Consider the following 11,688-nt stretch of genomic DNA (forward strand, 5'->3'; position numbering starts at 1 on the left):
GGGAGGCACTGGCGATGAAGCTACCTGGCACCCTTTCGCTCCTCGCCCTCGCGGGCATCCTCATGACCACCGGCTGCGACTGCGGCGGGGCTGGCGCCGGCGGCGTCGATGGCGCCGTGGACGCCGACGGGGGCCTCGACGGAGGCCTCGACGGGAGCTGGGCCGGCGACGGCGGCTGGGGCGGGGACGGCGGTGGCGGCGCCTGCGTCCCCGTGATCTGCCAGGGCGGCACGCCCTACGCCTGCGCCAACTGCCTCGACGACGACAACGACGGGCTCATCGACTTCTACGATCCCGACTGCCTCGGCCCCTGCGACAACAACGAGGAGGGCTTCGCCACCGAGATCCCCGGCGGCCACAGCCCCGGCTGCGGACGGGAGTGCTACTTCGACAAGGACAACGGCGGCGGCAACGACAACTGCGCCTGGTCCACCGAGTGCGATCCCCTGGCGCCCGAGGCCAACCTCGGCTGCGACTACGACCCCACCATGGTCGGCGGGAAGGACTGCGAGGATCCCCAGGTGCAGCTCTGCCACGACGTGTGCGAGCCCTTCACCCCCAACGGCTGCGACTGCTTCGGTTGCTGCGAGCTGCCGGCCGGCTCGGGCCTCTTCGTCTTCATCGGGACGGGCGTCTCCACCGGCGCGCCGACCTGCGTGCTCGACGACGTGATGGATCCGGCGGCCTGCGCCCCCTGCACCCCGATGGCGGATTGCCAGAAGGGCTGCGGCCGCTGCCAGCTCTGCATCGGCAAGACCGAGGTGCCCGAGGACTGCTTCGTGCCCTCCACCGACGGTGGCTTCCCCGACGGTGGCGGCGCCGACGGCGGCGCGGGCGACGGCGGGGTGGTGAACCCCGATCAGTGCCCCGGGGGCGAGCAGCCCTGCGGCCTCGCCGGCCAGGCGCCCTGCCCGGAGAGCTACTACTGCGTCACCGGCTGCTGCCAGCTGGTCATTCCCTAGGCCGAAAGCCGCCCAGGGAGGGTAGGATGGGCGGCCGTGACCCATCCTGCCTCCACCCCCATCCCCCCCGAATGGGCGCCCCACCGCGCCGTCTGGCTGGCCTGGCCGGCTCACCCCGAGCTCTGGGGTGAGGCCCTGCCCGAGGTGCAGGAGACGGTGCGCCGGCTGGCCCACTACCTCGCCGAGCTGCCCGGCAGCGAGCGCATCGAGATGGTCGTGCGCGACGCCGGGGCGCGGGCGCAGGCCGCCGCCGCCCTCGCGGGCCTCGATCACCGCCTGCACGAGCTGCCCTACGGCGACATCTGGCTCCGGGACACCGCGCCGATCTTCCGGGGGGCGTCGCGGGGGGCGGTCGCCTTCACCTTCGACGGCTGGGGCGGCAAGTACCGCCTGCCCGGCGACGCGGAGCTGGCGGTGGGCATCGCCGGCCGGGCGGGGGAGGCGCTGCAGCGCGATCCCCTGGTCCTGGAGGGCGGCGCGGTGGACGGCGACGGGGAGGGCACGGTCCTCACCACCCGCCAGTGCGCGCTGAACCCGAACCGCAACCCGGGGCTCGGCGAGGCCGAGGTCGAGGCGCGGATCGCGAGCCTCCTGGGCGCCCGCAAGGTGATCTGGCTAGACGAGGGCCTCTCCGGCGATCACACCGACGGCCACGTCGACAACCTGGCGCGCTTCGTGGCCCCGGCCCGGGTGGCCTGCGGCCGGCCCGCCCCCGGGGATCCGAACACCGCGGTGCTCGAGGCCATCATCGAGGCCCTGCGCGCCGAGCGGGACGCCGAAGGGCGTAGCCTCGAGCCCGTCCTCCTGCCCTCGCCGGGCCTGGTCCCGGACGAGGAGGGCGCGCCGTCGCCGGCCACCCACCTGAACTTCCTGGTGGGCAACCGGCGGGTGGTCGTGCCCACCTTCGGGGGCGCCTCCGACGCGGAGGCGATCGAGATCCTCGCCGACTGCTTCCCCGGCCGCGAGGTGGTCGGCCTCGACGCCCGGGTGCTGCTCCCCGGCGGGGGAGCGATCCACTGCATCAGCCAGCAGGAGCCCGCATGAGCTCGAAGTCGAACGTCACCGTCGCCGTGATCCAGGCCCCCTTCGCCGACGCCCTCGAGGTGAACGTGGAGCGCGCCGAGGGCCTGGTGCGCCAGGCCGCGGGGGAGGGCGCAGAGGTCATCCTCCTGCCCGAGCTCTTCGAGGGCCCCTACTTCCCCCGGGAGGAGAAGGGCGCCTTCTTCGAGTGGGCCCGCCCGGTCGAGGGGCACCCCACGCTGGAGCGGATGAGCCAGCTCGCGGCCGAGCTCGAGGTGGTGCTGCCGATCTCCTTCTTCGAGCGGGACGGCAACGCCTACTACAACAGCCTCGTCGTCCTCGACGCCGACGGCACCTCCCTGGGGCTCTACCGAAAGAGCCACATCCCCGAGGGCCCCGGCTATCAGGAGAAGTTCTACTTCCGCCCCGGCGACACCGGCTTCAAGGTCTGGGAGACCCGCCACGCCGCCCTCGGCGTGGGGATCTGCTGGGACCAGTGGTTCCCCGAGGCGGCGCGGGCGATGGCGCTCGCGGGCGCCGAGGTCCTGCTCTATCCCACCGCCATCGGCTCCGAGCCCGCCGAGCCCGAGCTCGACACCCGGGACGCCTGGCAGCGGGTGATGCAGGGCCACGCCATCGCGAACCTCACCCCGGTGGCCGCCGCCAACCGGGTGGGGGACGAGGAGGGGCAGGTCTTCTACGGCTCCTCCTTCCTCACCGACGGACTGGGGGAGATCCGCGAGGTCCTCGACCGGGAGGAGACCGGCGTGGCGCTACGCGAGTACGACCTCGCGGCCCTCCGCGCTCAGCGCGCCTCCTGGGGCTTCTTCCGCGATCGCCGGCCCGACCTCTATGGCCGGATCGTGGGGTGAGCGGTCAGGGGCAGGTGTAGATGCAGTTGAGGCCGCTGCCGCCGCTGGCGGCGTCGTCGCAGATCATGCCGGTGCCGAAGAGGACGCAGTCGGTGTCCTGCTGGCAGAAGGGGAAGAAGGGCGGCTCGTAGCAGCCCCTCCGGCCCGAGGCCAGGGTCTGGCAGGTGGTCCCCGCGGGGCAGACCACGCAGGTGCCGTTGTCGCAGACCGGGGCCGAGCCGGGGCAGTGGCTGTTGCTCAGGCAGGACACGCAGGTGGGGCCGCTGGTGTCGCAGTAGGGCGTGGCGCCACCGCAGTGGAAGTTGTCGGTGCACCGGACGCAGGAGCCGTTGTCGCAGGCCGGCGTGGCGCCGCCGCAGTCGCCGTCGTTGCGGCAGGAGACGCAGCTGCCGGTGGCGTCGCAGACCGGGGTCGCCGGCGGGCAGTCGGCCGCGGAGGTGCACTCGGCGCAGGTCCCGGTGGAGCGATTGCAGCGCTGGCCCGCGCAGTGGGCGTCGGAGCCGCACTCGGCGCAGAGGGCGGGGCTGACCCAGGTGTTGCAGTGACCGCGGCCCCAGGCCGAGGGGCAGTCGGCGTCGTTGGAGCAGGTGATCTCGAGGCCCGCGTCGTCGCAGGTCATGCCGAAGAGCCCGTCGGGGATGGACTCCCCGGGGACACAGCAGAAGTAGGAGAAGGAGCTGCCGAGCATCCCGTTGCCCAGGCCGCAGAACTCTCCGGCGCCGCAGCAGGGGCCCGCCGGGGTCGAGCCGCAGGGGGTCTCGTCGAGGCAGGCGCCGCCGCCGGTGAAGCCCAGCAGGCTGCACTCCATGTCCCCGGTGCAGGAGGCCCCGTCGGTGCAGGAGGCCAGGCGGTTGCCGGCGTTGTAGGTCAGGCAGGCCTGGTTCGGGTCGATGCAGGTCGAGCCGCTGCAGACCTGGCCCCCGGGGCAGGGGCGGTTGCAGGCGCCGCAGTGGGAGGCGTCGCTGGAGGTGTCCACGCAGGCGGTGCCGGTGCAGTCCTGCTGCCCCGCCGGGCAGACGCAGGTGTGGGTCGAGGTCTGGCAGGTCTGGTCGAGGCGGCACTGATCGTCGCTACCGCAGCCCGGCATGCAGACGCCGTTGGTGGTGTCGCACCAGGTGAAGCCGGTGCAGCCGTCGGTGCGGCAGTCCGGCGGTGGCTCGCAGACGCCGCTCACGCAGACCTCGCCGGTGGGGCAGGGGCGGTTGCAGCCGTTGCAGTGGTCCCGGTTGGAGAGGGTGTCGACGCACACGTCGTTGCAGAGGGTCTCGCTGCCCGGGCACTGGCAGTCACCGCCGATGCAGCTGGCGCGGCTGTCGCAGGTCCGCTCACAGATGCCGCAGTTGAAGGGGTCCGAGAGGATGTCGACGCAGGCCCCGTTGCAGATCAGGGTGCCCCCGGGGCACTCGCAGAGGCCGCTCTGGCAGGAGGCGGTGGCCGGGCAGACCGTGTCGCAGTCGCCGCAGAACTCGGGGTTGGTCTGGGTGTCGACGCAGGCGAGGCCGCAGCGCTCGGTGCCCGGGACGCAGTCGCAGGCGTGCACCGAGAGATCGCAGTACTCGCCCGGCGGGCAGTGGCCGTTCTGGCTGCAGCCAGGCATGCACAGGCCGGTCGCCTCGTCGCAGTAGGTGACGCCGATGCAGGGCTCCTGGCGGCAGTCGGCGCCGGTCTCGCAGTTGCCGCCGACGCAGACCTCGCCGACCGCGCAGGTGTTGGTGCAGGTGCCGCAGGTGCGCGGGTCGTCCAGGACGTTCACGCAGACGCCGCCGCAGAGATCCCAGCCCGCGGCGCAGCCAGTGCCGCCGCCGTCGGTGGTGCCGCCGTCGGGGCTGCCGCAGTCGCAGTCGGCGTAGCTGCCGTCGTCCTGGCAGGTGCGCGTGCCGGCGCTGTCGTCCGCGCAGACGCAGGCGATCTTCTTGCCCGGCTCGCAGTCGTCACCGGAGCCGCGGAAGCAGCCGGTGGAGAGCAGCGCGGGCAGGGCGACGAAGAGGGCGGCGAGGGACCAGCGGTGGTGCGTGCGAGACATCTTCCCCTCCAGGAAGGCCAGAAACCTCAAGTCTAGCAGCCCGGAGGGTCACCCCTCCAGGGCGACCTTCCAGCGGGCGAGCAGGGTCCCGTGGAGGGGCTCGCGGGCGACCAGCCCGGTCCCCTCGCCGAGGTCCTGGGTGCCCCGGGCCGTGGTGAAGACCGCGCCGGCCTCCCGGGCCAGGATCGGGAAGGGCCCCAGATCCCAGGGCTGGACCCCGGCCTCCAGCCAGGCATCGGCGTGGCCGTCCAGGAAGAAGGCGAAGCTCGCCAGGTCTCCCGGGCAGCGAACGCAGGCGGCCTCGGCGATGAGCTCCCGGACGGCGGCGCCGCCGGGATCGGCCAGGAGGGGGCGCAGCTCGCCCACCACCAGCGTCGCCCGCTCGAGGGGCGGCGGGGCGGCCAGGGCGATCCGCTCGTCCCCCCGCCAGGCGCCCATCCCCTCCGCGGCCCAGTAGTGGCGCCCCCGGACCGCGAGCGCCATCCCCCCGGCCCGCACCACCCCCGCCTCGGCGGCGGCGATCAGCGGACCCCAGGACTCGCCGCCGCGGACGAAGCCGCGGGTCCCGTCGATGGGATCGATGGTCCAGGCCCAGCCCCCGCCGGCGTGCTCGCCGGTCTCCTCACCCAGGATGGCGTCTCCCGGGAAGGCCCCCTGGATCACCTCCAGGGCGGCGGCCTCGGCGGCGCGGTCGGCGGCGGTGACGGGGGAGCCGTCCGACTTCGTCTCGGCCTCCCGGGCTGCGGCGAGGCGCTCCAGGGCGGCCCCGGCGGCGGCCTCGAGGGCGGCGCGGAGGACCTCGGCGACCTTCTCGATGGTGCGTTCGGACATGCGCGGCAGTCTACCCGCGGGGGTGAATTAGGGGGTTGTAGACCCGGTTCAGGGTCCCTAACTTTCGATCATGATGTTCAGGGGGCAGAAGACGAGGCGCGGGATCGGGACCGGGGCGATCCTCTCGGTGGTGCTCTTGCTCGGGCTCCCGGCCGACGCCCGGGCGCTCGGTCCGGACGAGGCCTCCGAGCTCGCCGGCTGGGTCCAGGCCTTCGCGGCGAGCTTCCGCTTCACCGGCGGTGACCGGGAGGACGCCGCCCGCCTGGAGGCGATCGACGAGTGCGTCGACGAGATGCTCTTCGTGGCGCGGCCCTTCGCGCGCTCGCGCCTGCGCTCGGCCACCGTCATCAGCAAGGAGATCGCCTTCGACGTGAGCGAGGCGGTCCTGGCGATCCGCGACGCCGGGGAGCGGCCCCTGCTCGTGCCCCTCGAGGGCAAGCCGGTCCAGCACGTCAGCAAGGCGGGTGACGAGCTCGAGACCACCCTGAAGCGCGACGGGCGCAAGCTGGTCCTGCGGACCCTCAACGAGCGCGGCGGAGAGGAGCGGGTGCTCACCCTCTCGCCCGACGGGAAGAAGCTCACCATCGAGGTCACCATCTTCGCCGATCCCCTCCCGCTCCCGATCCGCTACCAGCTCTCCTACCGGCGGCTCACACCCCCGGCGCGCTAGCCCGATCTTCGCTATGCTCGGCGGGTGACGCCGAGGGAGAGCCAGGCGGACTCGCAGCTGGAGCGGGCCCGCGCCAGCGCTTGCCGGGAGATCGCCCGGCAGGCCCACGTCTTCGGGACCCAGCCCGCGAGCCTGCTCGCCCCCCAGGCCAGCGGCGCCCGGCATCGCCTGGGGGTCACCGAGATCGACGCCCGCTTCCCCTTCGCGCTCGGCGGCGGCTGGCGCCGGGTCTGGGAGCAGGCGCTGGCCGAGCTCGCCTACCTCTACGTGGCGCGCAACCGCGACGTCCTGGAGGAGGGGGCCTACGACCGGATGATGCTCCGGCAGGAGAGCGTCATGCCCGACCTGCCCCCGGTGATGCTCGCGCCACCGGCGGGGGTCAGCCAGGCGGCCCTGCGCGAGTGCATGGCGGCCAGCGCCGCGATCCTTCCCGGCCTCGACGCCGGCCTCCTGGTCGCCTGGTGGGGCAGCCAGGGGAGGGGGCGCCCCCTGCTCACGGAGTGGAGCCGCCTGATGGCGCGGGCGGCCGCCGAGATGCGCTCGACGGGCGGCGCGGAGGACACCGTGGTCCTGGTGCAGTGGATGTGCCGCTTCGGCTTCGCCCTCGTCCCCCGGGCCGTCTCCGGCCAGGGGCTCGACGGCGCCGTCGCCCAGGAGGTGCAGGCCGCCCTGGCGACGGCCCTGCACCTCTCCCACCGGGTCGTGCTCGCCGGCACCGCCGAGAAGATGGGCGAGGCCCTCGAGAGCCGGAAGCAGGCGCTCGCGCGCTGGCGGGCCCTGGTCGCCCCCGAGCTCGCCCTCCAGGCCGCCACCGCCCGCCCGGGTCACGCCCACTTCCACGCCTTCACCGGCGAGGCCCGGCCCCTGATCCCCGACACGCTCGCCCGGATCGCCGCCCTCGGTGAGGGGCAGGCCACGGCCGACCTGATCGCGCTGCTCTCGGGGGACCGGGCGTTGAAGGAGGCCGCGCTGCAGCGGATCAGCCGGCACCGGCTGGTGCGGGCGTGCACCGACGCGCTCGTCTGCAGCCTCGAGCCGGGCGGCGGCGCCCTGCGGCGGGCCGTGCTCCAGCTGCGGCGCCGGCCCGAGAAGCTCCTGCCCATCGTCGAGGATCGCAAGGCGCGGGGGGAGTGGGTGAAACAGCTCGAGGCCGGCGCGAAGGCCCTCGAGCGGCGCGAGGCGCAGGAGGCGGTGCTCGCGCTGGCCCGGGCGCTGAAGAAGGCGCGCGCGGATCGGCCGCCGCCGGTGGAGGGTGAGGACGATCCCCTGCGCGAGGCGGCCGGGGCGATGATCCTGCACGCCGGGGGGCTCGAGGCCGCCCGCGCCGCGGCGGGCGCGGTGAAGCGCCTCGATCAGCGCAGCGGCTCGGAGAGCGATCGCAGCCTGCGGGAGGAGCACGCCGCCGGCCAGCTCTACCTCGTCGAGCTCGGCGAGGCGCCCATCCTCGATCACACCGCCGAGGCCGCACCGGTGGGGCACCTCTTCACCGACATGAAGGACTTCACCCGGCGCACCTCGGATCTGAAGGAGGCGGTCACCGCCGAGTTCCTGCGCACGGCCTTCTACGGACCCATCCTGGGGATCGCGCGGGAGTACTTCGCCGGCCTCACCCAGCTCTCGGACCGGGGCGGCGTCTACCTCAACAACCTCCTGGGCGACGCCGTCTCGCTCTCCGGGGACGTGCAGTCCCTGGTGGCCATCGCCCGGCGGATCCGCGAGCACCTGCGGGCCTACGAGGCCGACATCCAGAAGCGGCTGGGGGCCTACGACGAGGCCACCCGCTCGAAGGCCGAGCTGGCGGCCGGCACCTTCATCGCCCACGGCGCGCCCCCCTCGGTGGTGACCTTCGACGACGAGCTCTGGGGTGGGGTGCGGGTCTCGATCGCGGAGAAGATCAACGAGTCCGCCCGGGGCTGCGCGCGCACCGCCGCGGTCCACACGGCCATCACCGCCGAGCTGACCTTCCTCCAGCGCGTGCACCAGAAGCCCGGGCTGGTGCTGCCCTTCCAGGTCTACGTGCGGCGGCCCGACTCGCTGCCCCTCGACCCCGCCCAGGCCCTGGCGCTCGCCCGGGCCCGGGAGAGGGGGGACCGGGAGCGCTACCTCGAGATCTACCGGATCGCCGCCGAGCGGCAGGCCGACGCCGCCCTCACCGGCGGTGACGAGGAGGACGCCCTCGAGGCCTCGGTGGGCGCGCTCTACAACGCCGGAGAGGCCATCAGCGGCGAGGCCCTGCAGGCCTACCGGGAGCAGGTCGGCGCCACCGGCGCGATCAGCGAGGCGCGGATCGAGGTGCGCCACCTGGAGAAGGCGCTCCTCGATCGCTTCGCCTTCCTCGAGCCCGAGCTGCGCCTCTGTCTGATCCTCGATCGGCAGGGCCGACCCTCGCTCTTCCGCCACGCCGGCCGGGTGCGCTTCAAGGGCCTCGAGGCCGGCCCGCCCACCGAGATCTGGGAGCTCGTCGATCTGCAGAGCGCGGCGGGACAGGCCCTCTGGGGCTCGCCCCGCGTGCGCAAGCTGCTGGGCTGAGGGCGCGAAGGCGCCTGCCCCCGGGAGGGGGAATGCGGTAGCCTCCCCGCCGCCGCGGGATCCTTTTCACGAGAGGAGCCACACGATGGGAAAGACGCGCGTCTCGGTGATCGGAGGGGCCGGCTACGGCGCCGCCGAGCTCCTGCGCCACCTCCTCGTCCGCGAGGACGTCGAGGTGCTGCGCATCGCCTCCAAGGACTACGTCGGCGAGCGGGTCGACAAGGTGCACCGCACCCTCGTCGGCTTCGCCGGGGATCGGATCCTCGAGGACCTGCCCCCCGAGGTGGCGGCCGAGGGCGCCGATCTCGTCTTCCTGGGGATGCCCCACAAGATCACGGCCCAGGTGGCGATGCCGCTCCTCGATCTGGATCTGCGCATCGTCGATCTCTCGGGCGACTTCCGCCTGCGCTCGCTCACCGACTACAGCCGGGACTACCACCCCGACCACCCCTGCCCCGAGCGGCTGGGGACCTTCGTCTACGGCCTGCCCGAGCTGCACCGCGAGGCGATCAAGGGCGCGAAGCACGTGGCGAGCCCCGGCTGCTTCGCCACCTGCATCGCCGTGGGCCTGCTCCCGCTCGCGAAGGAGGGGCTGCTGAAGGACCTCGCCGTGCGCACCGTGGCGATGACCGGCTCCTCGGGCTCGGGCGTGCGCCCCTCCGAGGGCACCCACCACCCCGTGCGCTCCCGCAACCTCAAGCCCTACAAGGTGCTCCAGCACCAGCACCGCTCGGAGATCCTCCAGACCCTCGGTGACGCCGGAGCCAGCGGCGTGAGCCTCGACTTCGTGCCGGTGAGCGCGCCGCTGGGGCGGGGCATCCTGGCCATCTCGCAGCTCGACCTGCCCGAGGGCCACGACGCCGCGAGCCTGCAGGCCGTCTACGAGAAGCACCTCGGGGACGAGCCCCTGGTGCGGGTGCGGCCGGCGGGCGCGGTGCCCGAGGTGGCGGCCGTGGCCGGCAGCGCCTACCTCGAGGTGGGCCTCGCGGTTCGGCACGACGAGGAGACCGGCCGGGCCACCCTCTGCTGCATGAGCGCCATCGACAACCTGATCAAGGGCGGCGCCGGGCAGGCCATCCAGAGCTTCAACCTGATGGTCGGCGCCCCCGAGGGGCTGGGGCTGGCCGCCCCCGGGCTCTGGCCGTGAGCCTGCGCCCGGTCGTGGTGAAGGTCGGGGGGGATCTCCTCCTCGAGGCGGAGGACCGGCGGGCGCTGGCCGCCAACGTCCGCGCCCTGCGCGAGGCCGGCCACCCGGTGGTGATCCTCCACGGGGGCGGTCCGCAGGTTTCGCGCCTGCAGGAGCGCCTCGGCCTGCCGGAGAACAAGGTCGCCGGCCGGCGGATCACCTCCCCGGAGGATCTGGTCGCCGTGCAGCAGGCCCTCTGCGGCGAGGTGAACGTCGCGGTGGTCACCGCGCTCCTCGCCGGGGGGGTCGAGGCCTTCGGCCTCCACGGCGCCTCCGGGCGGACCATCGAGGCCCGGCGCCGCCCGCCGCGGATCATCTCCGGGGGAGGGGAGGCGCCCATCGACTTCGGCGAGGTCGGCGACGTGGCGGCCATCCACACCCGGGGTCTGAACGCGCTCCTCGAGGCGGGCTTCGTCCCGGTGATCGCCACCCTCGGCGTGAGCGCGGCCGGCGAGGCCTTCAACATCAACGCCGACACCACCAGCGTGAAGCTCGCGCCGGCGCTCGGGGCCCGGGCCCTGCTGATGGCCACCCGGGTCGGCGGCGTCTTCCGGGACCTCGGAGATCCCTCGAGCCGGCTCGCCGCCCTCGACGAGGCCGAGGCCCGGCGCTTGATCGCCGAGGGCGTGATCTCGGGTGGGATGATCCCGAAGGTGGAGGAGGCGATGACCGTCTTCGAGACCGGCGTGGAGATCATCGCCGTGGTGGGCGTCGATCCCGACGACGCCTTCCTCCGGGTCCTGGAGGACGAGCCCACCGTGGGGACGGCCATCCGGCCCTGAACCCGCGGTGCCCTGGAGAGGCCGTGCACGTGTACGTGTACGTGTACGGCGCTCGCGTCAGTCGGCCACCGATGGCTCGACGGCACCGAGGCCCGCCGCCACCTCGGCCACCGGCATCGCCACCGGCGTGATCGCCGGATCCAGCGCGGCCGCGCCCGCGGTCACGCCGGTCTCGTCCCGCAGCCTCACCGGCCCGAAGAGCTCGGGGTGCAGGCCCCGCTTGTCGCCGTAGTAGGCGCGGAAGCGATCCATGTCGGCCTTCACGTCGCCGGTGAGCTCGAGGGTGGGGCCGAAGCCGCCCTCCTTGCGGGCGTAGTCGAGCACCCCGCAGGCCACCGGCACGCCGGCCGCCCGGGCGATGTGGTAGAAGCCCGACTTCCAGTGCTCGCGGCGGGAGCGGGTGCCCTCGGGCGAGATGGCCAGGATCATCCGCTCCGAGTCCCGGATGAGCGAGGCGATGTACTCCACGGTGTCGTTGCGCGCGCGCCGGTCCACCGGGATGCCGCCCAGCTTGCGGAAGAACCAGCCGAAGGGCCCCTTGAAGATGGTGTGCTTGCCCATCCAGCGGACCTTCATCCCGAAGAAGAAGCCGAAGAGGAGCATCACCGGGAGATCCCAGTTGGTGGTGTGGGGCGCCGCGATCAGGACGTAGCGGTCCGGGGTGGGCACCTCACCGGTGGGCTTCCAGCCCGCGAGGCGCAGGACGAACCCGCTGAGCCATCGCATCATGATGGCAGTCCTCTGGAGGCCCCGCACATGGGTACAGGGTAAGCGAGCGGATCGCGATCCCGTGTCAGGATTCCGTCACGAGCG

The 11,688-nt window shown here is 73.6% G+C and carries 10 protein-coding genes; 7 read left to right on the forward strand and 3 right to left on the reverse strand.

Annotated features, from left to right (window positions below):
- Positions 1-14: 14 nt before the first annotated feature.
- Genes P1V51_02920 through aguB form a run of 3 tightly spaced genes read left to right on the forward strand, consistent with a single transcriptional unit; the run spans position 15 to position 2,854 of the window.
- Positions 15-962: a hypothetical protein gene (locus P1V51_02920; GenBank protein ID MDF1561966.1), complete on the forward strand. Its 948-nt coding sequence runs from the start codon at positions 15-17 to the stop codon at positions 960-962.
- A gap of 36 nt (positions 963-998) precedes the next feature.
- The gene (locus P1V51_02925) at positions 999-2,006 is read left to right on the forward strand and encodes an agmatine deiminase family protein (GenBank protein ID MDF1561967.1); all 1,008 of its coding nucleotides are present in this window, start codon (positions 999-1,001) and stop codon (positions 2,004-2,006) included.
- Positions 2,003-2,854: an N-carbamoylputrescine amidase gene (gene aguB / locus P1V51_02930; GenBank protein MDF1561968.1), complete on the forward strand. Its 852-nt coding sequence runs from the start codon at positions 2,003-2,005 to the stop codon at positions 2,852-2,854. Before P1V51_02925 ends, aguB begins: the two co-directional genes overlap by 4 nt.
- Before the next feature lie 4 nt (positions 2,855-2,858).
- Here the strand turns inward: aguB and P1V51_02935 are convergent, their stop codons facing one another.
- Both P1V51_02935 and P1V51_02940 read right to left on the reverse strand, forming a co-directional pair.
- Complete coding sequence (locus P1V51_02935) at positions 2,859-4,877, reverse strand: hypothetical protein (GenBank protein ID MDF1561969.1); 2,019 nt, start codon at positions 4,875-4,877, stop codon at positions 2,859-2,861.
- A gap of 48 nt (positions 4,878-4,925) precedes the next feature.
- Positions 4,926-5,708 (reverse strand): inositol monophosphatase, encoded by a 783-nt coding sequence (locus tag P1V51_02940; protein MDF1561970.1) that lies wholly within the window; start codon positions 5,706-5,708, stop codon positions 4,926-4,928.
- A 70-nt stretch (positions 5,709-5,778) separates the two neighbouring features.
- Here P1V51_02940 and P1V51_02945 point away from each other — a divergent pair, with 70 nt between their 5' ends.
- From P1V51_02945 to argB, 4 genes are all read left to right on the forward strand, one after another.
- Positions 5,779-6,378, forward strand: a complete 600-nt coding sequence (locus P1V51_02945; protein MDF1561971.1) for a hypothetical protein — start codon at positions 5,779-5,781, stop codon at positions 6,376-6,378.
- Positions 6,379-6,402: 24 nt separating this feature from the next.
- Positions 6,403-8,907, forward strand: a complete 2,505-nt coding sequence (locus P1V51_02950; GenBank protein MDF1561972.1) for a hypothetical protein — start codon at positions 6,403-6,405, stop codon at positions 8,905-8,907.
- An 85-nt stretch (positions 8,908-8,992) separates the two neighbouring features.
- Complete coding sequence (gene argC, locus P1V51_02955; protein ID MDF1561973.1) at positions 8,993-10,054, forward strand: N-acetyl-gamma-glutamyl-phosphate reductase; 1,062 nt, start codon at positions 8,993-8,995, stop codon at positions 10,052-10,054.
- Positions 10,051-10,875 carry an acetylglutamate kinase gene (gene argB / locus P1V51_02960; protein ID MDF1561974.1) on the forward strand — a complete coding sequence of 275 codons (825 nt, stop codon included), beginning with the start codon at positions 10,051-10,053 and terminating at the stop codon, positions 10,873-10,875. The genes argC and argB overlap by 4 nt, the downstream gene beginning before the upstream one ends.
- Positions 10,876-10,932: 57 nt before the next feature.
- Here the strand turns inward: argB and P1V51_02965 are convergent, their stop codons facing one another.
- Positions 10,933-11,604 (reverse strand): lysophospholipid acyltransferase family protein, encoded by a 672-nt coding sequence (locus P1V51_02965; GenBank protein ID MDF1561975.1) that lies wholly within the window; start codon positions 11,602-11,604, stop codon positions 10,933-10,935.
- Between the last annotated feature and the right edge of the window lie 84 nt (positions 11,605-11,688).

It is taken from the genome of Deltaproteobacteria bacterium (assembly GCA_029210625.1).
Taxonomy (GTDB): Bacteria; Myxococcota; Myxococcia; order SLRQ01; family SLRQ01; genus JARGFU01.